This window comes from Amycolatopsis sp. TRM77291 (genome assembly GCF_054166285.1).
Genome location: NZ_JBSZHF010000001.1, coordinates 5,755,405 through 5,779,990, shown reverse-complemented (window position 1 = coordinate 5,779,990; position 24,586 = coordinate 5,755,405). Strand labels below are relative to the sequence as shown.

General features: G+C 68.1%; 18 protein-coding genes. 11 read left to right on the top strand and 7 right to left on the bottom strand.

Annotation, left to right across the window (positions count from 1 at the left end; translation table 11 throughout):
• Position 1: 1 nt before the first annotated feature.
• The 3 genes from ACXIZN_RS26465 to ACXIZN_RS26455 all read left to right on the top strand — a co-directional run bounded on the left by ACXIZN_RS26465 (position 2) and on the right by ACXIZN_RS26455 (position 8,296).
• Complete coding sequence (locus ACXIZN_RS26465; protein ID WP_457957552.1) at positions 2 to 2,011, top strand: flotillin family protein; 2,010 nt, start codon at positions 2 to 4, stop codon at positions 2,009 to 2,011.
• Positions 2,008 to 6,891, top strand: coding sequence for a DNA repair ATPase (locus ACXIZN_RS26460; RefSeq protein ID WP_457957551.1), 4,884 nt, complete (start codon positions 2,008 to 2,010; stop codon positions 6,889 to 6,891). Before ACXIZN_RS26465 ends, ACXIZN_RS26460 begins: the two co-directional genes overlap by 4 nt.
• Before the next feature lie 172 nt (positions 6,892 to 7,063).
• Positions 7,064 to 8,296 (top strand): DUF222 domain-containing protein, encoded by a 1,233-nt coding sequence (locus ACXIZN_RS26455; RefSeq protein WP_457960598.1) that lies wholly within the window; start codon positions 7,064 to 7,066, stop codon positions 8,294 to 8,296.
• Between the two features lie 696 nt (positions 8,297 to 8,992).
• On the opposite strand, the gene ACXIZN_RS26450 is transcribed toward ACXIZN_RS26455, so the two are convergent.
• Complete coding sequence (locus ACXIZN_RS26450) at positions 8,993 to 9,913, bottom strand: helix-turn-helix domain-containing protein (protein ID WP_457957550.1); 921 nt, start codon at positions 9,911 to 9,913, stop codon at positions 8,993 to 8,995.
• A gap of 182 nt (positions 9,914 to 10,095) precedes the next feature.
• On the opposite strand from ACXIZN_RS26450, the gene ACXIZN_RS26445 reads away from it, so the two are divergent.
• Positions 10,096 to 11,298 (top strand): cytochrome P450, encoded by a 1,203-nt coding sequence (locus ACXIZN_RS26445; protein WP_457957548.1) that lies wholly within the window; start codon positions 10,096 to 10,098, stop codon positions 11,296 to 11,298.
• Between the two features lie 5 nt (positions 11,299 to 11,303).
• Positions 11,304 to 11,483, top strand: a complete 180-nt coding sequence (locus ACXIZN_RS26440) for a ferredoxin (protein ID WP_457957546.1) — start codon at positions 11,304 to 11,306, stop codon at positions 11,481 to 11,483.
• 49 nt (positions 11,484 to 11,532) lie between these two features.
• Here the strand turns inward: ACXIZN_RS26440 and ACXIZN_RS26435 are convergent, their stop codons facing one another.
• Entirely contained in the window at positions 11,533 to 12,084 is a 552-nt protein-coding gene (locus ACXIZN_RS26435) for a snapalysin family zinc-dependent metalloprotease (protein ID WP_457957545.1), read from the bottom strand.
• A 136-nt stretch (positions 12,085 to 12,220) separates the two neighbouring features.
• Here ACXIZN_RS26435 and ACXIZN_RS26430 point away from each other — a divergent pair, with 136 nt between their 5' ends.
• The 6 genes from ACXIZN_RS26430 to ACXIZN_RS26405 all read left to right on the top strand — a co-directional run bounded on the left by ACXIZN_RS26430 (position 12,221) and on the right by ACXIZN_RS26405 (position 19,105).
• Positions 12,221 to 14,842, top strand: coding sequence for a P-loop NTPase fold protein (locus tag ACXIZN_RS26430; RefSeq protein WP_457957543.1), 2,622 nt, complete (start codon positions 12,221 to 12,223; stop codon positions 14,840 to 14,842).
• Between the two features lie 36 nt (positions 14,843 to 14,878).
• Positions 14,879 to 16,633, top strand: a complete 1,755-nt coding sequence (locus tag ACXIZN_RS26425) for a substrate-binding and vWA domain-containing protein (RefSeq protein ID WP_457957541.1) — start codon at positions 14,879 to 14,881, stop codon at positions 16,631 to 16,633.
• Between the two features lies 1 nt (position 16,634).
• Positions 16,635 to 17,147 (top strand): hypothetical protein, encoded by a 513-nt coding sequence (locus ACXIZN_RS26420; protein WP_457957539.1) that lies wholly within the window; start codon positions 16,635 to 16,637, stop codon positions 17,145 to 17,147.
• Positions 17,148 to 17,197: 50 nt separating this feature from the next.
• Entirely contained in the window at positions 17,198 to 17,563 is a 366-nt protein-coding gene (locus tag ACXIZN_RS26415) for a hypothetical protein (protein WP_007034234.1), read from the top strand.
• Positions 17,564 to 17,592: 29 nt separating this feature from the next.
• Complete coding sequence (locus ACXIZN_RS26410; protein WP_126733959.1) at positions 17,593 to 18,294, top strand: Crp/Fnr family transcriptional regulator; 702 nt, start codon at positions 17,593 to 17,595, stop codon at positions 18,292 to 18,294.
• Between the two features lie 121 nt (positions 18,295 to 18,415).
• Positions 18,416 to 19,105, top strand: a complete 690-nt coding sequence (locus ACXIZN_RS26405; RefSeq protein WP_034317906.1) for a hypothetical protein — start codon at positions 18,416 to 18,418, stop codon at positions 19,103 to 19,105.
• A gap of 147 nt (positions 19,106 to 19,252) precedes the next feature.
• On the opposite strand, the gene ACXIZN_RS26400 is transcribed toward ACXIZN_RS26405, so the two are convergent.
• The 5 genes from ACXIZN_RS26400 to ACXIZN_RS26380 all read right to left on the bottom strand — a co-directional run bounded on the left by ACXIZN_RS26400 (position 19,253) and on the right by ACXIZN_RS26380 (position 24,511).
• Positions 19,253 to 20,689 (bottom strand): DUF1996 domain-containing protein, encoded by a 1,437-nt coding sequence (locus ACXIZN_RS26400; RefSeq protein ID WP_457957536.1) that lies wholly within the window; start codon positions 20,687 to 20,689, stop codon positions 19,253 to 19,255.
• Positions 20,690 to 20,856: 167 nt separating this feature from the next.
• Positions 20,857 to 21,411: a hypothetical protein gene (locus ACXIZN_RS26395; protein WP_457957535.1), complete on the bottom strand. Its 555-nt coding sequence runs from the start codon at positions 21,409 to 21,411 to the stop codon at positions 20,857 to 20,859.
• Positions 21,412 to 21,531: 120 nt separating this feature from the next.
• Positions 21,532 to 23,049 carry a tripartite tricarboxylate transporter permease gene (locus tag ACXIZN_RS26390; protein WP_457957533.1) on the bottom strand — a complete coding sequence of 506 codons (1,518 nt, stop codon included), beginning with the start codon at positions 23,047 to 23,049 and terminating at the stop codon, positions 21,532 to 21,534.
• Entirely contained in the window at positions 23,049 to 23,546 is a 498-nt protein-coding gene (locus tag ACXIZN_RS26385) for a tripartite tricarboxylate transporter TctB family protein (protein WP_457957531.1), read from the bottom strand. Before ACXIZN_RS26385 ends, ACXIZN_RS26390 begins: the two co-directional genes overlap by 1 nt.
• Positions 23,543 to 24,511: a Bug family tripartite tricarboxylate transporter substrate binding protein gene (locus ACXIZN_RS26380; protein WP_192746904.1), complete on the bottom strand. Its 969-nt coding sequence runs from the start codon at positions 24,509 to 24,511 to the stop codon at positions 23,543 to 23,545. Before ACXIZN_RS26380 ends, ACXIZN_RS26385 begins: the two co-directional genes overlap by 4 nt.
• Positions 24,512 to 24,586: the final 75 nt, after the last annotated feature.

Sequence of the window (24,586 nt, the reverse complement as noted above, 5' to 3'; positions counted from 1 at the left end):
TATGGGTGCCATCAGCGTGGGGGCCGGCGTACTGATCGCCGTGATAGTTGTCATCCTCCTGGTCTTGCTCTTCACCATCACCAGGTTGTTCAAGAAGGTGCCGCAGGGTAAGGCACTGATCATCTCGAAGGTCCGCCGTGTCGACGTGACGTTCACCGGCGCGATCGTCCTGCCGGTGCTGCACAAGGCCGAGATCATGGACACCTCGGTCAAGGCCATGGAGATCACCCGGACCGGCCGTGAGGGCCTGATCTGCCGGGACAACATCCGCGCCGACATCCGGATCTCGTTCTTCGTGCGGGTCAACAAGACCGTCGAGGACGTGATCAAGGTCGCGCAGGCCATCGGCACCGAACGCGCCAGCGACGAGGCGACCCTGCAGGAGCTGTTCAACGCCAAGTTCTCCGAGGCGTTGAAAACCGTCGGCAAGCAGCTCGACTTCGTGGATCTCTACACCAAACGCCACGAATTCCGCGATCAGATCATCCGCGTCATCGGCACCGACCTCAACGGGTACAGCCTGGAGGACGCGGCCATCGACTACCTCGAGCAGACGCCGATGGCGCAGCTCGACTCCGCGAACATCCTCGACGCGCAGGGTATCCGCAAGATCACCGAGCTGACCGCGATCGAGCACGTGCGCACCAACGAATTCCGCCGCAGCGAGGAAAAAGAGATCACCCGCCAGAACGTGGACGCCAAGGAGGCGATCCTCGAACTGGAGCGGCGGCAGGCCGACGCGGAGATCAAGCAGCGCCGCGAGGTCGAGACCATGCGGGCGCGCGAAGAGGCCGAAATCGCCAAGGTGCAGGCGGAGGAGCGGCTCAAGTCGCAGGCCGCCGGCCTGCGCACGGACGAGCAACTCGGCATCCAGCACCAGAACCAGCAGCGTGAGATCGAGGTCGCGGGCAAGAACCGCGAACGCGTGATCGCCATCGAGACCGAGCGCATCGAGAAGGACCGGCTGCTCGAGGTCATCGGCCGCGAACGCGAGACCGAGCTGTCCCGCATCGCCAAGGACAAGGAAGTCGAGACCGAGAAGCGGTCGATCGCCGAGGTGATCCGCGAACGGATCGCGGTCGAGAAGACCGTGGCGGAGCAGGAAGAGAACATCAAGAAGCTCCGCGTCGTCGAAGAGGCGGAGCGGCAGCGCTCGGCGATCATCATCCGCGCCGAGGCGGAGGCGCAGGAAAACCTTGTCAAGGACATCAAGGCCGCGGAAGCCGCCGAGGCCGCGTCGAAGCACAAGGCCCGCGAGGAACTGACACTGGCCGAGGCTCGTCAACAGGCCGCCGAGCTGGACACCCGCGCCAAGATCCGTCTGGCCGAAGGCATTCAGGCCGAGGAGGCCGCCGCCGGGCTGGCCGCCGCGCAGGTCAAGGAACGTGACGCCGACGCGCTGGAGAAGGTCGGCCGCGCCGAAGCCATCGTCGAGCGCGAGAAGGCGATCGTGCTCGCCGACGGGATGCGCGACAAGCTCAAGGGCGAGGCGGAAGGTCTCACCGAGAAGGCCGCCGCGATGGCCGCGCTCGACACGGCGAGCCGTCAGCACGAGGAGTACCGCTTGCGCCTGGAGGCCGAGAAGGAGATCCGGCTCGCCGCGCTCAACGTGCAGCGCGAGGTCGCCGAGGCGCAGGCCACGGTGCTGGGTATCGGGCTGGAGAAGGCCGACATCGACATCGTCGGCGGCGAGACGATGTTCTTCGAGAAGGTCATCGGCTCGATCGGCCTCGGCAAGAGCGTGGACGGCTTCGTCGAGCACTCGGACGTCGTCCAGACCCTCGGGAAGTCGTGGCTCGACGGCTCGGGCAGCTTCACCGACGACCTGACGAAACTGGTCGGCTCGGTGAGCACGGAGGACGTGAAGAACCTGACGCTGTCGGCCTTCCTGGCCAAGCAGCTGCAGGCGGGCGGCCCGGACAGCGGCAAGGTGCAGGAGCTGCTGGCCATGGCGCAGCGGCTCGGCCTTGCCGACAAGTCCGTCGCCGCCCTCGCCCCCGCGAAGCAGTGACGACGACCGAACCGGCGGCGGGAACGGAGCAGCTGGACGCGGGCACCTACGAGGTGCTCCGCGCCCGGCTCGCCGCTCAGGCCGCCGAACTGGCGAAACGCGCGGACGAGCTCAACACGGCGCGGCTCGGGGTCTTCGGCAGCGCGCAGCTCGCGCTGATCGGCACGGAGCGGATCCGCACCGCGAACAACTGCGTGCCGCGGGACGTCGTGTCGGTCGGCGGGCGGATGTTGTTCGGCTACAACGTCTTCATCGGCCTCAAACCGGAGACGACGGTCGACGACGTCTTCTCGCTGCACGGCTTCAGCCATGACGAAGACGCCTTCCGTTTCGACGACGTGCCCGCCGAAGAGCTGCCGGAGCTGTTGCGTGACGAGCAGTTCGTCCGCGATTTCGCCGAGCTGTACCGGTACTACCGGCAGGCGAAGCTGCTGCAGCTGCGACGGGTCGAGGGCAAACTACTCGCGGTGTTCCAGATCGGCCCGCGCACCGAGGACATCCGCGTGCTGCGCTGGGGGATCGCCGCCGACGGCAAGGTGTCCTATGTGGACAGCAGAGGGGAACGCGACCACGTCTTCCCGCCCTCGCACGATTTCGAATGGATCGAGACCAGCCGCGAGCAGCACGTCCTCGGGCGGCATCCGCACATCTCGATCGAGGACGACGTGTTCGTCGAGACCGTCGGCGGCAACCTGACGATCAAGGTCGAGAACAACACCGAAACCGGGGAGGGCGTCTACGCCGAACCGGTCGACGAGCCGCTGCAGAGCCTCGCCGACGCCGAGGTCTCCTACGCCAGGATCGGCCCGCTGATCCTGCTGCGGATCCTGCCGTACAAGGAGACCGCGTACCGGTATCTGGTGTTCAACACCCGTACGCGGGACGTGGTGCGCCTCGACGGGATCGGGCAGGCGTGCCAGCGGCTCCCCGAGGACCACGGGATCATCTTCCCCGGCGGCTACTACCTCGACACGGGTGTCAGCAAGACGTTCGACACCACCGTGGACGAGCTCGAATTCGAGCGCGTGATCCGCTCGCCCAACGGGGAGGACGTGCTCTACGTCTTCCACGCGCGGGACGACGGCCGCTCGCTGCTCCTGCCGTACAACGTGATCCGCAAAGAGGTTTCGAACCCGATCCCGTGCCACGGGTACTCGCTGTTCGACGACGGCACGATGGTGCTGTTCCGCGCGCTGTCCGACGAGCCGAGCCGCGTGCACCCGATGCAGGTGTGGCGGACGCCGTTCCAATCGGACACGTTCGCCGCGTCGCAGCCGGCGGGCACCGGACCCCTGGAACGGGTCGGCAACGCCGATCTGGTCCGCGGTATCTCCGACTGTCTCTCGATCGGCCGGATGGTCGACGAGATGGCGCCGTCGGCGGCGGTGTTCGAGGCCCTGATCGCCGCGTGCGCGCGGGTCTTCGACCACTACCACTGGCTCGGCGAGGCCGAACTCGGTGATCTGCGGTCGCCGCTGTCGGACGTCCGGGTGACCGCGGAGCAGGTGCTCGACGAGTTCGAGACCGTCACTTCGCTCACCGCGCAGGCGGCCGAAGCCGTCGAAGAGGCGGCCGCGGAGACCGCGTCGCTCGTGCGGAGGGTCCGCGGCGAGGCGCTGAACGCGGCCGACGCGTGGGTGCGCAGGCTCGCCGAAATGCACCGCGCGCGAGGCCATCTCGTCACCGTGCGGGAGCTGCGGTACGTCGACACCGGCCGGGTCGACCAGTTGATCGCCGGCCTCGACACGGAATTCGGTGAGGCCGCTCAGCGCGCTGTCCGGTTCCTGCAGGGCGAAGACGCGTTCACGAGCTATCACGCCGAGGTCGACGAGCTGATCGAAGCGGCGGGCGCGATCTCCACCGTCGCCGAAGCCGTCCCGGTCGCCGAGCGGCTGGACGAGCAGTCCGGCGGGCTCGAAGTCCTCACCGACGTCGTCGGCGGCCTGGAGATCGCGGACGCCGTGGTGCGGACGAAGATCCTCGAACGCGTGGGCGAGGTCATCGGCGCGGTCAACCGGGCACGGGCCACCCTCGAAGCGCGGCGCAAGGAACTGCTGGAGACCGAGGGCCGGGCGGAGTTCGCCGCCGAGTTCGCGTTGCTCGCGCAGGCGATCACCGGCGGGCTCGCGGTCGCGGACACCCCCGACCGGTGCGACGAGCAGCTCGGCAGATTGCTGCTGCAGCTGGAGAACCTCGAATCGCGGTTCGGCGAGTTCGACGACTTCCTGGTATCGCTCGGCGAGAAGCGGACCGACGTTTACGAGGCGTTCTCCTCGCGCAAGCAGGCGTTGCTCGACGAGCGGGCGCGTCGCGCGGACCGGCTCGTCGACTCGGCCGAGCGGATCCTCGCCAGTGTGACGCGCAGGGTCGGCACGCTCGGTTCGGTCGATGAGATCAACACCTACTTCGCCTCCGATCCGATGGTCGCGAAGCTGCGCAGCGTCGTCGCCGAACTGCGGGACCTCGGCGACCAGGTGCGCGCCGAAGAGCTGGAAGGCCGGGTCAAGGCCGCTCGCCAGGAAGCCGGGCGCGCACTGCGCGACAGGCAGGACCTCTACGGCGACGGCGGCGAGACGATCCGCCTGGGCCGCAACACCTTCGCGGTCAACACGCAGGACATCGACCTCACCCTGGTGCCGCACGACGGCGGGATGAAGTTCGCGATCACCGGGACCGACTACCGCTCGCCCGTGCGGGATTCCGCGTTCGAGGAGACGCGGCCGTACTGGGATCAGCTGCTGGTCTCGGAATCGCCCGAGGTCTATCGCGCCGAGTACCTGGCGACGTCGATCCTGGCCGAACAGCCGGATTTGGCCGAGGCCGATCTCCTGGACGTCGTCCGGCGCGCCGCGGGGGACCGTTACGACGAGGGCTACGCACGTGGTGTGCACGACCACGACGCCGCCGCGATCCTGGCCGTGCTGTTGCGCCTGCGGTCCGCCGCGGGGCTGCTGCGGTATCCGCCCGCCGCTCGTGCCGCCGCCCAGCTGTTCTGGGCTTTCGGTGCCGAAGAAGCGGCGAAGTCCGCCTGGACGACGCGCGCCGCGTCGCTCGCGCGGGTGCGGGAGGCGTTCGGGCATACGACGGCGATCGACGCGCTGGCGCGGGAACTCGCCGAGGCGATGACCGCGTTCGCCGCGTCCTCGGGGCTGACGCTGGAGCTCGAACTCGCCGGCGAGTACCTGTTCGAGGAACTGGCCGACGCGTCGCCGGGTTTCGTCACCAGCGGTGGCGCGCGGACCCTGCTCGACAAGTTCCGGCTCGACCGCCGTAGCTTCGCCGAAGACCTGCGTGCCCTCGAAGACCTCGCGGATCGTTATCAGCTCGCCGAAGCCTGGCTCCGGTCCTTTGTGGACTCGGCAGGCCTGCCCGATGATGAGCTGGCGGAGGCCGTCGCGATCGAACTGGCCGACCTGCCGCGGTACGACTCCTCGGCGGAACTTTCGGCCACTGTGGACGGTCTGCTCGGCTCGCATCCGCGGATCGTGAACCGGTCCCTGACGTTGCGGCTGGACGAGACGCTGGCCAGGACGCTGCGGTTCCGGCGTGACCGGGTGCCGGGTTTCCGGGCGTATCAACGGCTGCGCAACGATCTGGTGGCGGCCGAACGGGACAGGCTGCGGCTGACCGAGTACAAACCGAAGGTGATGAGCGCCTTCGTGCGCAACAGGTTGCTCGACGAGGTCTATCTGCCGTTGATCGGCGACAACCTCGCCAAGCAACTCGGCGCGACCGGCGACGCACGGCGGACCGACCAGTCCGGTCTGCTGCTGCTCATCTCGCCGCCCGGCTACGGCAAGACGACGCTGATGGAGTACGTCGCGAGCCGTCTCGGGCTGGTGTTCGTCAAGGTGAACGGGCCTGCCCTCGGTCACGACGTCACCTCGGTGGATCCGGCGGACGCGCCCAACGCGACGGCGCGGCAAGAGGTCGAGAAGATCTCGTTCGCGCTGGAGCAGGGCAACAACGTGCTGTTGTATCTGGACGACATCCAGCACACGTCGCCGGAACTGCTGCAGAAGTTCATCTCGCTGTGCGACGCGCAACGGCGGATGGAAGGCGTGTGGGAGGGCCGGACGCGGACGTATGACCTGCGGGGCAAGCGGTTCGCGGTCTGCATGGCGGGCAACCCGTACACCGAGCAGGGCAAGCGGTTCCGGATCCCGGACATGCTCGCCAACCGCGCCGACGTGTGGAACCTCGGTGATGTGCTGTCGGGCAAGGAAGAGCTGTTCGCGCTGAGCTACATCGAGAACTCGCTCACCGCGAACACCGTGCTGGCTCCGCTCGTCTCCCGCGAACGGTCCGATGTGGACGTTCTCGTGCGGCTGGCCCGCGGCGACGGTTCGGTGCGGGCGGATCAGCTGAAGCACGCCTACTCGGCGACCGAACTCGAGCAGATCCTCGCCGTCCTGCGGAAACTGATCAAGGTGCAGCGGATCGTCCTGGCGAACAACCAGGCGTACATCGCCTCGGCCGCGCAAGCGGACTCGTCGCGGGTCGAACCGCCGTTCCAGCTGCAAGGCTCGTACCGCAACATGAACAAACTCGCCGGCCGGATCGTGCCCGCGATGAACGACGCGGAGCTCGAAGCGCTGATCGACGACCACTACGCAGGCGAAGCGCAGACGCTCACCTCGGGCGCCGAAGCGAACCTGCTGAAACTGGCCGAACTACGCGGACGGCTGAGCCCCTCGGAGGCTCAGCGATGGGCCGACGTGAAGGCCGCCTACCTGCGCGCGCAAGCGCTCGGCGGGGACGACGAGGATCCGATGAGCCGCGCGGTCGGCGCGATGGGCCTGCTGGCGGACCGGGTGGGGGCGGTGGAGGCGGCGATCGAACGGGCTTCGGAGCGGATGGTCGTGCGGGATGTGATGTAGGGGTTTGTTCGGTGGGCGGTCTCTCACCGTTGCCGGAAATCGGCGACTGTAGCCGACAGCTCCCCGCGGATTCCTCGTCGCCGAAAATCGGCAACTCCCTGCCCCGGGCATGAGGCCGGAAACTGTCGGTGGCCGGTCGTATGGTCGTGGGGTGGACACACATTCCGCGCCTGTGGCGCTATTGGAAAGAATCACCGGCCCCGAGGTGCTGGCAGCGGTGAACGCTTTCGTCATTTCGTTGGACGACAAGGATTCCGTCGCTGTCGCGCAGGCGGCGTCGGCCGGGATCGCACGGCTGGAAGCGGTCCGGTTCCGGGCACTGGCGCAGCTGAACCGGCATCGCGAGGGAGCGCGGAGCGTCACGCAGGAGGTCGCCTTCGCTCTGTCCCTTGTGGACAACCATGCCGGTGCGATGGTCGCCGCGTCCGACGCGTTGACCACCCGCCTGCCTCGGACTCTGTCCCTGATGGACCAGGGAGAAGTGAGCGGCTTCGGTGCGATGAAGGTCGCCGCGGCCACCGCGTGGCTGTCGGACGAGGACGCCCGCACCGTCGATGCGCTCCTGGAGGAGCGGTTACCGGGCAGGAACCCTGACCAGATCCGGAAAGCGGCGAACCACGCGGCGACCACCGTCGACCGGGAGGGTGCCGAAGCACGGGCCGAACGGCATCGCGAAGGCCGTCGCCTGACCTTGAGGCAAGGCGGAACGGGAGTGGCGTCGATCGAGATCGAAGACGGTCCGGTCGAGAAAGTCACCGCCGCCTATCGGCGCATCGATCGGGAAGCACGGGCGCTCAAGACCGGGGAGGAGACTCGCACTCTGGAGCAGCTACGCGCCGACGTCGCGCTGGACCTCCTGCTCGGCGGCCAAGGCGGCACCAGCGAACGCACCGAAGTGTTCCTGTACATGGACCTGTTCACCTATCTCGGCCTCAACAACCACCCGGCAGAGATGGCCGGACACGGCACTGTCCCCGCGGCGCTGGCCCGGCACATCGCCACCGGCCCGAACACCGTGCTGCGCCGCATCATCACGGACCCGCTCTCCGGCCAGGTCCTCGACCTCGGCCGGGACCGCTACCGCCCCAGCGCGGGCCTCGGCGAGTTTGTCCGGGTCCGGGACCGCGAATGCCGAAGACCCGGCTGTCACCGTCCCGCCCAGGCATGCGACATCGACCATTCAGTGCCCTGGCAACACGGCGGCCACACCAACGCCGACGAACTGATCGACCTCTGCCGACGAGACCACCGCCTCAAAGACGAACCCGGCTGGACCTACCACGTCGCCGCCGACGGCACCCTCACCATCACCACCCCCACCGGACAGAGCTACGACAGCTCACCCCCGCCGCTTCACCTACCCCGCCCAAGGACACCGCTCGCCGACGAACCGCCACCGTTCTGAGTCTCGTTGCCGGAAAGCGGCGACCGACGGCGAGGTCTCCCCATCAGCGCCGCGTCGCCGGAAAGGGGCGAGGTGTGGCGTGCGCGCAGGGCTCTAGCCTCGGCCATTCGAATCCTGCCGCTGCCCAACGTCGTCATGGAGCCGCGTCGCCGGAGAGCGGCCACGGGTGGGTGTGTGCGGGCGCGCCGCTTTCGAGTTCCCGGTCGAGTTTCGCCGCTGGGCTCGCGTTGCCGGAAAGTGGCGACGGGCACCTTGTGCAGCGCGCCACGTTGTCCGTTCAAGGGCTGCCGCTGACAGGTCTCGCTACTAGGCCTGCGGCGTCGGAAAGCGGTCACGGGTGGGTGTTTGTGGGCGCGCCGCTTTCGAGTTCCTGGTCGAGTTTCGCCGCTGGGCTCGCGTCGCCGGAAAGTGGCGACGGGCACCTTGTGCAGGGCCCCACGTTGTCCGTTCAAGAGCGGCCGCTGACTAGTCTCGTCGCAAGACTCGCGGCGCCGGAAAGCGGCGACGGGCGCCCTGTGCGCAGCGGGCCACGTTGCCCGTTCAAGAGCGGCCGCCGACAAGTCTCGCCACAAGACCTGCGTCGCCGAAAAGCAACCACGGGTGGGTGTGCGGGCGCGTCGCTTTCAAGTTCACGGTCGAGTCTCGCCACAAGACCTGCGTCGCCGAAAAGCGACCACGAAAGGCCGGACGCACCACTCAAGACCCCAAAGCCGCCAACTGCCCAGCAGAGAGCCGTTCCACCAACGGAACCGCCCGATACTCCCCACCGCGGCAATCCACGCGAACCGGGCCCGCGATGTGCGGATGTTCTTCGGCCACCCGCAAGGCGGCAGAGGCCCGCTCGACAGACCAGTCGAGGGCCGAAGCGAGCGCCGCAAGGGAAAGCCCTCGGCCGGCGTACAGGAGGGCGGCGAGCGCGGTCAGTGCGTCACCGACGAAGACCGCGACTCGGTCGTCGTGCATGATTTCGTCGATGCGCGCGTGGAATCGGGAGAGGTCGTCCATGCGGGCGCCCGCGGGGGTCGCGACGCCGAGGACTTCGGCGCCCTGGCGGGAGACCTTGACCCATTCCTGGTTCGAGCGGACGCTTTCGGCCCACACTCGCTGCGGCATTTCCTCGTCGATGACGTACTGTTCCCGCCGGCCGTCGCGTTCCCGTTTGAGCATGGCCTGTGCTTCGAGGTAGGCGACGGCGTTCGAGATCGAGGCCGGGCTGACCTGGAGCCGCTGGGCGAGCTGGGCGGCGGTGAGCACGCCGTCGTCGCTGACGGCCAGGCACGCGAGGACCCGTGCGGTCATGCGGGGCAGTCCGGTCGCCACGATCATTTCGGCGAAGTCGGTTTCGAAGGCGCGTACGGCTTCCGGGTCTCGTCCGTAGCCGTTCTCGACGACGGGGACGGCGCGCGGTTGCGGTTTGCGGCGGCGCGCGCGTTCGCCGGTGACGCGGGTCGCTTCTTCGGCGCGGTAGCCGGAACGGCCGCTGTTGCGCGCGACCTCACGGCTGATCGTCGACGTCGGCCGCCCGAGCCGCCGGGCGATCTCGGCGTAACCGAGGCCGTCCTTGAGCCAGGTCGCGATCAGCCGTCGATCCTCCTGCGTCAGCCTGCCGCCCGGCATGGCACCTCCTGTGCGTTCACGCGCAGATCATTGCAACGAGACGTTGCGTTCACTGGCACGACCGTTGCAACGATTTCAGGAAATCTACCAGCAATAACAGCAAAAAGGCCAGCCCATAGCTTTGAGGCGACCGTAAATGCAACGTAGCCTTTGGGTATCGGTAAAAACTGGGAGGAACAGCTATGACCACCTCGGTGCCTCATCTCATCGAACTACCCCTCGAACGACCGAAGGGCTGCCCGTTCGACCCGCCCGCCGAGCTCGGCACGTTGCGCGACGAGCATCCGCTGGTCCGGCTGACGTTCCCCGACGGGCACGAAGGCTGGCTCGCGACGGGGCACGCGATCGCCCGTGCCGTCCTCGCGGATCCGCGGTTCAGTGCCCGGCAGGAGCTGATGCACTCGCCGCTGCCAGGCGCGGCGGCGATGGTGGAGATGCCACCGGCGCCCCCGGGGATGTTCATCAAAATGGACGGCGCCGAACACAGCCACTACCGCAAGCTGCTCACCGGCAAGTTCACCGTCCGCCGGATGCGGCTGCTGTCCGAGCGGGTGGAGCAGGTGACCACCGAACACCTCGACGCGATGGAGCGGCAGGGAACGTCGGCCGACCTGGTGACCGCGTTCGCGCAGCCCATTCCGGCGCTGATGATCTGCGAGCTGCTCGGCGTCCCCTACGAGGACCATGAGTTCTTTCGGCGCAACGTCCTGCCGCTCAACCAGCCGGACGCTCCGGCCGAGGTGCAGGAAGCCGCGATCAACGCGCTGGGGGGGTACCTCTACAAACTCATCCTGGCGAAACGGGCCGAGCCGACCGACGACATCCTCGGCGAGTTGACGAACACCGAACTCACCGACGAGGAGCTCACCAGTATCGCGTTCCTCTTGCTGGGAGCCGGTTTGGACACCACGGCCAACATGCTCGCGCTGGGCACTTTCGCCTTGCTGGAGCATCCGGACCAGCTCGCGATCCTGCGTGAGGACCCGGAACGGATCGAAGGCGCGATCGAGGAACTGTTGCGCTTCCTGACCATCGCGCACACCGGCGCGCGCACCGCGCTCGAAGACGTCGAGATCGGCGGGCAGCTCGTCAAGGCGGGGGAGGTGGTCGCGCTTTCGGCCCAGGCGGCCAACCGCGATCCGCTGAAGTTCCCGGAACCCGACCGGCTCGACGTCCGCCGGAACACCGCCGGGCACGGTTCCTTCGGGCACGGCGTCCACCAGTGCCTCGGCCAGCAGCTCGCGCGGGTGCAGATGAAGGTCGCCTTCACCGGGTTGCTCGCCAGGTTCCCCAAGCTGCGCCTCGCCGTTCCGGCCGAAGAGATCCCGATGCGGACGGACTCCGACATCTACGGGGTGTACGCGCTCCCGGTGGCGTGGGACTGATCGCGATGAAACTCGAAGTGGACCGGGAACGCTGTGTGGGCGCCGGAATGTGCGTGCTGACCGCGCCCGAGGTGTTCGCACAGGACGATGAGGACGGCCGGGTCCGGTTGCTGGACCGGGACCCGGCGGAGATCGGGGACGCCGTGCAGTTGTGCCCGGCGGCGGCGATCACGGCGAACGCTTAGGACGCCACCCAGGCCAGGGGGTGCCGGGCGGGCACCCCCTGGCACGGGATCAGCCGACGTCCGCGAGGACCTTGCCCGCGTCGGCGCTCGGCACCGCGGTGCCGGCGTAGAGCTGCTGGACCCGGGCCTTCTCCTGCGCGTTCGGGTTCACGCTCTTGCAGCTGACCCCGCCGGTCGAGCCGGACATCAGCGACGAGCACGGGCCGGGCTTCACGTCGGGCAGGCCGAGGCTGTGCCCGAGTTCGTGCGAAGCGATCCGCGGCGTGTAGTAACCCTGCTGGACGGCCTGCCTGCCCATCCACACGGTGACGGTGCCGCTGGGGCGGACCGGGCCGAGCGTGGCGCGCGGCCAGCCGTTGTCGGCGATGACCCGGATGTTGACCCGCTGCCCCGGCGTCGCCTTCACGATACGGACGTTGGTGACGTTGGTGTTCCAGACATTGACGCCGGCGGCCACCGCGTCCTTGAACTCCGCGGCCTGGCTGTCGTCGTAGGTCAGGGTGGTCGCCATGATCTCGGCGGCACCCGCGGAGGGTGCCGTGAGCACCGAGATGGAGAGCGCGGCGCCGGTGAGCACCGCGGCGAAGGTACGTCGAAGCACGTTGAACTCCTCGCGTTAAGGCGTGCTGGAATTTCGGAGCACTGTCGACCCTGAACCCTCCGAGGTCGTCGGGGTACCCGCCGATAGTCGCCTGTCGTTAACCATGATCTTGACGCGACCGGAAGACTGTGCCGTTATGACGACGGCGCGTTTCACCGGACACGAAGCACCGATCCTCGCGGTCGCGGTGAAGGGGAACCGGCTGGTCACCGGGGGTGCGGACCGGACGGTGCGGGTCTGGGACCTGGAGACCGGAGAGCAGCGTTTCTCGCTGAGCGGCCATGATCGGCCGGTGCTGGCGGTGGGTATCTCGGGTCAGTACGTGGCCGGTTGCGATGGGGCGACGGTGCGGCGCTGGCGGATCACCGGTACCGGCGCGCATCCCCCGGAGGTCCAGACCACCAAGCGGACCGTGGCGGTCGCGGTGGCGAAGGACTTCGCCGTGTCCGGCGCGGGTAGCACCGTCGAGGTCCGGCGGCTGGACGGCACGACGGCACGGACCCTGCGCACCGGCGGCCCGGAGGTCGAGTCGGTCGCGGTGACCCCGGACGGCCGCGTCGTCGTCGCCGGGGACGACGCCGGTGGCGTACGACTGTGGGACCGGGAAATCGTTTCCCACTACCGGTTCGGCGGCGCGGGCGCGGTCCACGTGGTCGCGATCTCGGCCGACGGCAGGCAGGTGCTGTCCGCCGAAGGCGAGATGGTCCGGTTGTGGGGACGCAAGGGCGACCCGGCCCTCGTCTTCCCCGGGCACGCCGGCGTGGTGCGGGCGCTGGCCTTCGGCGCGGACGGCAAATTGGTGCTCTCCGGCGGCTCCGACGGCGAGGTCCGCGTCCGTGAGATCGACGACCCGCGGGACTACACGCTCCTCAAGGGACATCAGGGGAACGTCCGCGCGATCGTCTGCACCGCGGGCAACGAGAAGATCGTCACGGTCGGGGACGACCGCACGATCCGGGTGTGGGACCGCTTCGGCAACCAGATCGACGGCACCGGTTTCGTCGAGCCCAAACCGGGCCGGGCGCGGCCGCGGATCACGCCCGACGTCGAAAGCCCGGTCGACCTGATCGGCTTCCACGACGACGTGCGCACCCTCGCCGCGGTCATCGCCGACCGCGAGACCAGCCCGCCGCTGTGCGTCGCGCTGCTGGGCCCGTGGGGTTCCGGCAAGTCGAGTTTCGTCCGCCAGGTGACCGACCGGGTGGCCGAACTGGCGCGCCGATCCCGCGGCGACGCCGCGAACAGCGTGTTCACCGGCGAGATCCGGCAGATCCGGTTCAACGCCTGGCAGTACCACGACGACCATCTGTGGGTCGGGCTGGTGGACCACCTGTTCCGCAACCTCGGCGCGCCCGAGACGCACGCGGACGCCGGCGAGGTCCGCGCCGAACGCGAGGAATTGCGGAACCGGCTCGCGGGGCTGAAGGCCGTCAAGGCGGACTCCCCGCTCACCTGGCGCTGGCGGCTGCTGGTCTCGGGGGTGGACCGCGCCGAACGCCGTCGGCGGAGGCTCGCAGTCGCGGGATACGCGGTGCTGGGCGTGCTCGGTGCCGCCGCGGCGATCACCGGCTGGGCCTTGTGGCACAACGCGATCCTCGCCGCGGCGGGTGCCGTCGTCGCGCTCGGCGCCGTGCTGACCCCGGCACTCACCACCGCCAGATCCGCGCTCGCGCCGGTCAAGTCCACATTGGACAGGCTGCGGCACGATGTCGACAAACGCGCGGAACGGTTCGAGGCCGAGGTCCGGGAGACCGAGGAACGGCTGCGGCGGCTGGACGCGGCCAGCAGGCTCGGCGATCTCATCGAGGAGGCGAAAACCGGGAGATACGGGGACTACCAAGGGGTTTTCGCCCGGGTCCGGGAAGATCTCGCGAATCTGAGCGCCGATCTTGTGGACGCCAGGGAGGAATGGCTGCGGGCGGGCGGAAAGGGCAAGCCGCCGCTGGAACGGATCGTGCTCTACATCGACGATCTCGACCGCTGTCCGCCGTCGAAGGTGATCGAAGTGCTGGCCGCGGTGCATCTGCTGCTGGCGCTGCCCGCGTTCGTCGTGGTGGTCGCGGTCGACCCGCGGTGGCTGCGGCGCTGCCTCGACCAGCACCACGAGGAACTGTTCGGCGCGGGGGAGGCGCGGCGGGCGGAGTACCTCGACAAGATCTTCCAGATCGTGTTCGCCCTGCGCCCCATGGGAACCGCGGCGGACGAGCTGATCGACGCCCTGATGCCGATCGAGGAACGGGAACCGGAGCCGTCCGAGCCCGAGGAATGGCCGGAGGACGAGGGCGCTCCCGAAGACGGCGAAACCAGGGAGGTCGTCGTCCAGGAAACGGCCCCGCCGACGTTCTACAACATGCGGCCGGACCGGTTGCGGCTCACCGAGGTCGAACGCGCTTTCGTCCACGTACTGCGGAAAAGGCTCAACACCCCGCGCGAGATCCGGAAGCTGGTCAACCTCTACCGGCTCGTGCGCATCGGTATCCCGGACGCGGAACTGGCGCGTTTCGTCGACGGCCCGTACCGCGCCGTGCTCGTACTCCTGACCCTGCTGGTCGCCGATCCGGACGCCGCGCGCAAGACGTTCATCGCCCTTTCCGACGGGGAATCGTTACGGGAGGCCTTTCCACCTGAATGGCGGCTAGACGCCGAATCCTTCGATGATCTACAGGTCTACCGGAATTGGGTGGGTACCCTCGCCCGCTTCAGTTTCGAAACCTACGATCTCGTGACCGAGGACGCGGAACCGGGAACCACGTTGTAGCTACACTTGCCCGCTACGACGGCTAGGGGGCGGCGCATGCGGAGAACAGGCTGGCTTTCGCTCGTCTTCGGCGCGCTCGTCGGGACGCTCGTGATCGTCCTGCTCGCCACCGTGGTCACCCCGCCCTCGAACGCGACCAGGGCCGACTGTGTCCGCCTTGTCACCAGTTCTTCCACGGAGAAGGGTGATCTGATCGCCGAACTGGCCGAGCGGTACAACAACACCGGCCGGACGTTCGACGGCGGCCGGTGCGCGAGGGTCGAGGCGCACAAGAAGACCTCGGGCGCCACGCTCGACCTCATCGCCGACGGCTGGAACGACCTCGACCAGCACCACCCCGAGCCTCAGGTCTGGCTGCCCAGTTCGTCGCTCTGGCTCGATCTGCTGCGCCAGCGCGGAAAGGGCGAGCGGATCAAGCCCGGGCCGAAGACCTCGCTCGCGACCAGCCCGATGGTGATCGCGATGCCGGAGCCGATGGCCAAGGCGATGGGCTGGCCGGGCAAGACGCTCGGCTGGGGCGACGTACTGGAAGTGAACCGGAACGGTGGCTGGGCCTCGAAGGGCGCGGCGTACGCCCAGTGGGGGAACTTCACGCTCGGCAAGGACAACCCGCGGCGGTCGACGTCCGGGCTCGCCGCGACCATCGCGACCTATTTCGCGGCGACGGGCGGCGACTACGGCAAGATCGGCACCGCGGAGACCGTGCAGTTCGTCCGCGGGATCGAGGCGTCCGTCGCCTACTACAGCGACGATTCGGTGGCCTTCCTGAAGACGCTGTACGACGAGGACCGCAAGAAGCCGACGCCCTACATCAGCGCGATGGCGATGCAGGAGCAGATGGTCTACCTCTACAACCGCGGCGTGCCGACCGGGGATCCGGCGCAGCTGAAGGGAAACCCCGTCCCGCCGCTGCGCCCGCTGGTCGCCGTCCATCCCAGGGAAGGGACGATGCTGATCGACCATCCCTTCCTGGTCACCGCGAACGCGTCCCCGGAGCAGCAGTCGGCGGCCAAGGACTTCTACGACTTCCTCCTGGAGGCCGCCCAGCAGGATCGGTTCCGTGAGCTCGGATTCCGCGACCCCGGCGGTAACGGGACCCCGGAGCTGGCCGGGGTCGTGGGCACCCAGGGAGCCCAGGAGCCGCCGAAGATCGGCGTCCCCACCGGCGAACAGATCCAGAAGATGCTGGACGGCTGGGAGTACACGCAGCGGCGGGGCCGGATCCTGCTGGTGCTGGACCTGTCCGGCTCGATGAACGAACCGTTCGACAAGAACCGCAAGGACAAGCCGTACTCCGAAAGCCGGATCGCCCTGCTGAAACCCGCGATCCGGAAACAGCTCGAGTACCTGCATCCCGAAGACGAGGTCGGGCTGTGGACGTTCTCCGACGGGTACGAGGAGAAGATGCCCATCGGCAAGGTGAAGAACGTCCGCGGCCCGATGCTCGACCTGGTCGAGAACCTGACCCCGAAAGGCGATACGGCGCTGTACCAGACCGTGATGGCCGCCAACGAGAAGATGCGGCGCGAGTTCGACCCGAACCTGATCAACGCCGTCGTCTTCCTGACCGACGGCGAGAACACCGAGGCCGGGACGAAGGAGCAGGTGCTGCAGAACGTCGACGCCGAGCGGCTGGACAACTCCGTCCGCATCTTCACCATGGCCTACGGCGCGCAGGCCGACAGCCGCGTCCTCGACGAGATCGCGCAGAAGTCCAAGGCCCGCAGCTATCAGGCCGTCGACCCGCACGGCATCGACAAGATGTTCGTCAACGTGTTCAGCAACTTCTGACATGGCCGAGTACGACAACCGGCCGTTCCACGTCGTCGCGGTGGTGCTCGGCCTGATCGCCGGGATGATCGGCCGCGCGGTGACCTATCCGCATCCGCAGGCCTGGCTTTTCGGTGGTGTCGCGGCGTTGGCCGTGCTGGTCCCGGCCGAGACCGCGTTCTTCGTGCTGAACGGCAGGCGACGGAGGCCGGCGCGGGAGAAGCGCGTGCCGGAGCCCGCCGCCGCCTTCGATCACTACAGCCTGCTCGGGCGGGCGCTGACGGCCATCGAAACGGTACGGCCCGGGGAGACGGAGCTGTCCGGCGTCTTCCGCCGGGCGGTGGCCCGGCTCGAAAACCGCAAGGACCGCAACGCTCCCGAAGTCGTCGAGCTGCGCGTGACGGTGAAACAGACCACCGAGAAGCTGGAGCGACACGCGCGGGACGAGAACCCTGATCCGGTGATGCTCGTCGAGCGGATGAGGCTGTACCGGGAAACGCTCGAAGACGCCCTCGCGGCGGTCGAACCACGGTGAGTGTTCGGTGGCGAACAGACTACGGCCGTGCGTCGTGCTGATCTGAGGGCATGCCGTTGATCGGGCGCCGGGTTGTCGAGGGCGTGGAACATGTGGTCGTACCGGTGGAGCACCGGTTCAGCCTGGAGGAGGCCGTGCTGGCGGTGATGGCCGCCAAGAGCACCGTGCGGCCCGCTCCGGGGATCAAGGTCGCTCCGCTGAAGGTGTCGGAGGTACGGTCAGCGCTGCTCTACGCGGCGAAGCACGCCGACAGACGACACCAGATCGTGGACAGCTACTTCGTCGAGGCCGAAGACGGACCGTTGCACCGGTTGGCCGAGTGGATCAGATCGGAACTGGTCCGGCTGGGCATCTTCACCACCCACGACGGTTCCGCCGCCGGATCGGGTGGCCGATTCGGTTACTCTCCGCGATAGGTGTTCACGACTGCCTGGGAGGGTGTTTCGTGGGTTTGGGCCAGGAGGCCGCCGAAGAAAGAGAACGTCCGTTCCTGGAGCGACTGGACGAACCCGTCCGCGCCCGGTTGCTGGAGATGGGCACCCCGCAGACCTACGAGGGACGGCAGGCGCTCATGCGGGCGGGCGAACCCGGCGACTTCGTCATGCTGCTGCGGCACGGCTACGTGAAGGTGACCAGCGCCGACCGGATGGGTGCGACGGTCATCCTCGACGTCGGGGTCCCCGGCGATCTGCACGGCGAGATCGCGGTGATCGCGGGCGGGATCCGGATGGCCGACGTCGTCGCCATCGAAGAGGTGCACGTCCGGCGCATCGCGGCGAGCGAGTTCAACCGGTTCCTGCTGGAGCATCCGGCGGCGATGCGGGAGGTGCTCGTCAGTGTCGCCCGCCGGTTCGTGCTCGCCCAGCGGCAGCGGACGCAGTCCTGGAAACCGCAGGCGGTGGCCAGGGTCGCGACCAGATTGGACTACCTCGTCGACGTCTGTGGCGTCCGGACACCCGCCGGCTGGCGGATCGGGATCCCGTTGAGCCAGGACGAACTCGCGCAGTTCATCCCGATGGGCCGGACCATGGTCGCGCAGGCACTGGACAAACTCCGGAAGGCGGGAGTGGTGGCCAGTTCGCGTCGTGCGATCACCGTCATCGACCGCGAGGCATTGCGGGTGGTCACGGAAAAAGGTGTGACTTAGCTCACTGGCGTTGACCTGCGCGAGGTCATGTTTTGTTCGGTTCCGAACAGAACTTCCGGTGAGGAGTGGGAACACTGCTTCCTGCCGCCAGTTTTCACCGATCAGGGGAGGGGTCGCAGAGATGCAGGTGCTGACCTCAGGCCGATACAACGCGCACACCCACGCCGTCCTGTCCGTCGACATCGTCGGTTCGTCGAAGGCCAGTGACGACCTGCTGGACCCGATGAAGACCGAGATGGAAACGCTGGTTTCCCGCTCGTTCACCGCCGTCGGGCTCGCGCCGGGGGAAGCGCGTCACTTCCGGGAGACCGGGGACGGGCTGATGGTCGCGTATCCGGACCACGCCGTCGGCCAGCTCTGCGAGGTCGTGTTCCACCTGGACCATCTCCTCCGGACCCGCAACCGCTACGCCCGGGTGCCGATGCGGGCGCGCGTGGCGGTCCACATGGGACCGATGGCGGACAATCACCGATACCACCGCACGTACATCACGCTGACCCGGTTGCTGTGCGCCTCCACCTTCAACGACGCCGTGGGCTACTGGTGCCGTTCGGATCCGACGGGCGACAAGTTCGGCGCCGGGATGATCGTGTCGCAATCCGTGTGGCGCAACGTGGTCGAGCCATTCGGGGTCGCGCTGGTCCCGCCCGCCCGCTGTGCCCGGATCAGCGTCACCACTCCGGATTTCGCGGACAGCGCGTGGATCCACCTGCCCGGCCTGGACGCGGAAGCGGTCCTCGCCGAACTGAACCCGGCCGTCGCGGTGCCGCTCGTGTTCGACCGGGTGAGCCGGTTGTCCACGACGGCCTGACCCAGACCGGGCGGTCCGGTTTCCAGGGAGGGAAAACCGTATCGCTCGCCGGTTCCCGGCCCGGTACCCCTACGCCGGGCCGGGAACCGGACCCCCGGCGCGGGGGTGGGGGCGCGGGTCATCCCCGCCGCGCCCCCACTTGCTCCGCTACTGCCGGCAGCGCTTCCCGCTGTTGACGCACTTCACCAGCTGGTTCATCAGCCGTTGCGACATGACGTTCGCGAAGTCGTCGTGGTCGGAGCGGGGATTGTGCTTCTCCTGCGCGAACGCGTCGACCGCGTACTGTCCGGCGGCCTGCACCTCCGGCGGGATGTTGTAGACGAGCGTGATCCGCAGCTGCGGCACGTTCTTGAAGCCGCGCGGGCATTTCCCGTTGCGGTCGGAGAACACGATATGCGTCCGGTGGTTCGCGCTGTCGGTGTTCTTCCCGTCCCAGCAGTTCGGGAACGAGTGGATCCGCGTGACCTTGCTGCCCCGCGGGCAGATCGGGTACAGCTCGGTGAGCCGGTCTTCGAAACCGGTGCAGGTCCAGCTCGGCCGCGCGTTGGCCGGGCCGTTGGTGCTCTGCTTGGCGTCGCCGTAGAGCACGCGCAGGAATTTCGGCATCGCGACGACCCGGCGGGCGCCGCCGCTGGTGAAGGTCAGGTCGACCTTCTCGGCACGCTGGATTTCGCCTTCGTTGTTACCGATCTCGTTGTTGTCATTGACGCCGGGCAGGTCGGCGGCCTTGCCGTCGGACTTCTTCTTCTCGGCATCGCCCGCGGCGTTGACGTTGCTGTTGTCGCCGCCGTTGTCGAGGCCGCCCTCGCCGTTCTGCTTCACCGCGCAACCGGCGAGCTGCTCTTCGTTCTTCGCGACCGGCTTGCCGGCCTGCCGCATGGTGTCGGCGATCTTCTCGATCGACGGCTTCCGCTTGTTCTTCAGTTCGTCGAGCACCTGGCCCGGTTGTTTTCCTTGCGCCAGCTGGCTGTTCGCGTTGTCGGACTCCTGGTCGAGTTTGTCGAGGTTCTCGTCGACAGCGGGCATGGCCTGGTCGGGTACCTCTTCCAATTCGCTGGCGACGTCAGGGCAGTCGACCTGGGCGCCGGCTTCGTCTTTGGCCGCGTCGACGCGGTCGGCGGCGAGTTTCTCTTCGTTCGCCGCCTCGTTCTCTTCCTCTTCTTCGGTGTTGATCCGGATTACCGGCCAGAAATAGGCCGACTTGTCCCCGTTCTTGCACGTGGTGCCCGCGCGCAGCAGGCTCTTGTTGTTCGAATCCGCGTTGGTCGACAGGTTCCCGACGTAGTCGTGCAGATGCTCGGCTCCATTGCGGACACCGGGCTGCGCGATGAAGTTGTCGCCGTTGAAGTGGCCGTTCTCGTTGCGGCCGCAGTCCACGGTGAACGTCCCTCGTGCGCCCCGTTTCGCGAGGTCGAGGTTGACGTTGTTGCCGCGGGGGACCTTCGTGATGTCGATGAAGAACGATTTGTCCGCGCCGTCGGCCCTGGCGGCGTCGGGGGTTCCGGTCGTGTTGAGCACGACGATCCCGCCGACGGCGAGGGCGAGGGCGGTGGCGCCCGTGGCGACCTTGGTGCGGCGCGCCATGCGATGGCGGCCTGCGGTTCTTTGGTTACGGGGCATGAACTTGTTCACCTCGTTCGGTGTCGTTGCGCGGAGCCCGGGGGATGCGGCGCCGGCGGCACCGGCGTCACTGACTCCGCGTTGGCTGAAACGGCCCCGACCGACAGCCGGTTCAAAACGCGACCTCGCCGTTATGCTTTCGTTACCTTGCGGCGGTGGTGATAGGCGAGTCCCAGAACGATGGTGATCGGCCCCCAGAGCGCGAGCGGCGCGATGCAGATCGTCGCCAGCGTTTCCCAAGCCTCGTCGACGTAGGCGGCGTTTTCGGCGACGCCGAAGAGGGTCAGCCTGCGGCCGTCACCGAGGGGGATCGAGGTGAAGAGCGCGGTGAGGATCAAGCCCCCGACGACAGCGGGGACGGCGGCCGCGAGAGGCCGGATCGGTTTGCCGCCGAGGAACGGGATCCACCGGGGCGCCACCTCGCCCCAGCCCCGGACCAGGCCGATGGCCAGGATCGCGAGCACCTCGGAAAGCACGCTCAGCGTGAGGACGTACGGGACGCTCAACCAGTAGTCCGGCATCGCGCGATCGTGGACCTGCCCCATTTCGAAATGCACCGCGAAGGGCAGCCGCCACAGGCACGAAGGCAGCAGGAGCCAGGGGAGCGCGTAGGCCAAGCGCGTCGCCCAGCGGGGAACCGGCCGCTCCGTGTCGCTGACGGCCGGGGGACGGTGAAGGATCTTCATGAAGTCGATCCTGTCGCCGTGAGGCGCCGGAAAGATCACTCGCGCGGACAAGCGTCCTCCTTCCGGAGAGGGAGAAGGCCCGGCCTCGGGGCAGTCGAGGCCGGGCCGGTTTCCCACTGATCAGACGTCCACCTTGTCCTTGGGCTCCGCCTCGGTGGCGGTGGGACGGGCAGGCAGGAAACGCTTGATCAACGGGAAGAACAGGATCACCAGGATGATCACGTAGACCACGATCGCGAACGGAGTGTTGAACAGCCCGGTCAGCTCGCCGTCACTGAGCTGCAGCGCGCGCCGCATCTGCTGTTCGGCGGCCGGGCCGAGGATGACGCCGATGATCGCCGGCAGCACCGGCAACCCGTAGCGGCGCATCGCGAACCCGATCAGGCCGATCACGAACATCACCAGCAGATCGAAGATGTCCGCGTTGACCGCGTACGCGCCGACGCTGGCGAAGAACAGGATGCCCGCGTAGAGGTACGGCCGCGGGATCCGCAGCAGCTTCGCCCACAGCGGCGCCAGCGGCAGGTTCAGCACCAGCAGCAGGGTCAGCCCGACGAACAGCGAGGCGATCAGGCCCCACACCAGCGACGACTCCCGCTCGAACAGCAGCGGTCCCGGCTGGATGCCGTACTGCTGGAACGCCGCCAGCATCACGGCCGCGACCGCGGTGGTCGGCAGGCCGAGCGTCAGCATCGACACCAGCGTCCCGGCGGCGGAGGCCGACGCCGTCGCCTCCGGCCCCGCGACGCCTTCGATGGCGCCCTTGCCGAACTCGTCCTTGTGCTTCGAGAGCCGCTTTTCCGTGACGTAGGAGAGGAACGTCGGGATCTCGGCGCCACCGGCCGGCACCGCGCCGAACGGGAACCCGATGACCGGACCGCGCAGCCACGGCTTCCACGTCCGCTTCAGGTCGGCACGCGAAAGCCACGGCCTGCCGACCGGGATCGGTTTGAACGCGTTGCGCCGCAGATGCGCGGCGACCCAGAGCGACTCGCCGACCGCGAACAGCGCGACCGCCACGATCACGACGTCGATCCCGTCCGCCAGATGCAGCGAACCGAAGGTCAGCCGCGACTGCCCGGTCATCTCGTCCAGGCCGACCAGCCCGATGGTGAGCCCGATCAGCAGCGACGCCACACCGCGGATCCGGGAACTGCCGAGCACCGAGGTGACCGCGATGAACGCCAGCACCATGATCGCGAACAGATCCGGCGCGCCGATGTCGACGGCGTGCTTCGCGATGATCGGAGCCAGCACGACCAGCGCGATCGTGCCGAGGATGCCGCCGACGAAATGCCCGATCGCGGCCGCCGCAAGCGCTTGCGCGCCCCGGCCCTTGCGGGCCATCGGGTTGCCGTCGATGGCCGCGACCACCGCCGCGCTCTCACCCGGCGTGTTCAGCAGGATCGACGTCGTCGAACCGCCGAACATCCCGCCGTAGTAGATGCCGGCGAACATGATGAACGCGCCGGTGGGCTCCAGCCCGTAGGTCACCGGGAGCAGCAGTGCCACCGCCATAGCCGGGCCGATTCCTGGCAGGACACCGATCGCGGTACCCAGCAGTACCCCGATCGCCGCCATCGCGATATGGGTCGGGGTCAGCGCGGTGCCGAAGCCGTCGATGAGTTGCTGGAACATCAGAACACCTCCATCAACGGGCCACCGGGGAGCGGGACTCCGAGCAGGTTGTTGAAGACCAGGAAGGTCACGACGGACATGCCCGCCGCGATCAGCGGGTCACGCACCAGGTTGCGGCTGCCGAGCGCGTAGGCAGCGCCCCAGAACAGGATCGCGCCCGAGATCGGGAACCCGACCAGGCCGATCAGCGCCGCGTTGGCGAGGAAGGCGCCGCACAGCAACAGGACCGTGCGCAGGTCGGCGGGCGCGGTCAGGTCGACGTCCTCGCCGCCCTCGGCCTTGCCCTTGCCGCCGCGCAGCACGTCGCGCGCCAGCAGCACGGCGACGAGCAGCAGCAGCGAGCCGACCAGGATCGGCACCGCCTTCGGCCCCACCGGTCCGCGCTGGGCGAAGTCGGTGGGAATGCTCAGCGCGTCGGTGAGCACCAGGACACCGAGCACCACGAGCCCGACGCTCACCCCCAGTTCGGAGCGCTCCTTCAGCCATGTGGTCGTCATGCCAGACCCAGCTCTTTCAGCACCGTTGCCACTCGAGTGTTCTCCTCTTTGAGAAACGAACCGAACTGCTCACCTGGCGCGAAAGCGCCGGTCCATCCGTTGCGCTGCAGGGCTTCCTGCCACTGCGGCGTCTTCTGCAGCCGCTCGAACAGGCTCACCAGCTTCGCGCGGTCGGATTCGGCGATGCCGGGCGGCGCGACGATCCCGCGCCAGTTGGTGAACTTGACGTCCACCCCGGACTCCGAAAGCGTCGGCGCGTCGATTCCGGGGATCCGGTTCGCGCTGGTCACCGCCAGCACCCGGAGCGTGCCCGCCGCGATCTGGTCGCGGTACTCGCCGACCCCCGAGACGCCGAACGCGACCTTGCCGCCGAGGACCGAGGCGAGCAGTTCACCGCCGCCGTCGAACTGGACGTAGTTGACCGCCTTGGGCGCGAGCCCGACGGCCTTCGCCATCAGCATCGGCGCCAGGTGGTCCGGCCCGCCGGGCGACGAACCGCCGCCGACCTGCACCGCGCCGGGGTCCTTCTTCCAGGCCTCGATCAGCTGGCCGATGTTCTGGTACGGCGAGTCCTTGCCGACCACGACGATGTCCGACTCTTCGATCAGCTTCGCCACCGGTGTGGTGTCGAGCAGCGAAGACGGCGACTTGTTCGTGAACACGCTGCCGACGACGCCGAGACCCATCGACATGACGAGTTTGCCGTTGCCGCGTTCGGCCACCGTGCGGCCGAGGCCGACCGTGCCGCCGGCGCCGGGGAGGTTGAACACCTCCGCGTTGCCGAGCAGGTCGGCGTCCTCCATGGCCTTGGTCGCGGTCCGCGCCGTGATGTCGTAACCGCCGCCGGGCGCGTTGGGCACGAGTACCCGCAACGACCGGATCTGCGAGCCCTCGTCGGCCTCGCCGCCCGGGGTGAGCAACGGTGGCACCAGCAAGACGGCGACGAGCGCCGCCGCGATGGCCAACCAGTTACTGGGCTTCACTGTGATCCCCGCCTCTCTGCCGCGTGGTTGGACATGTTGCACTCGTGTAAACAGAGA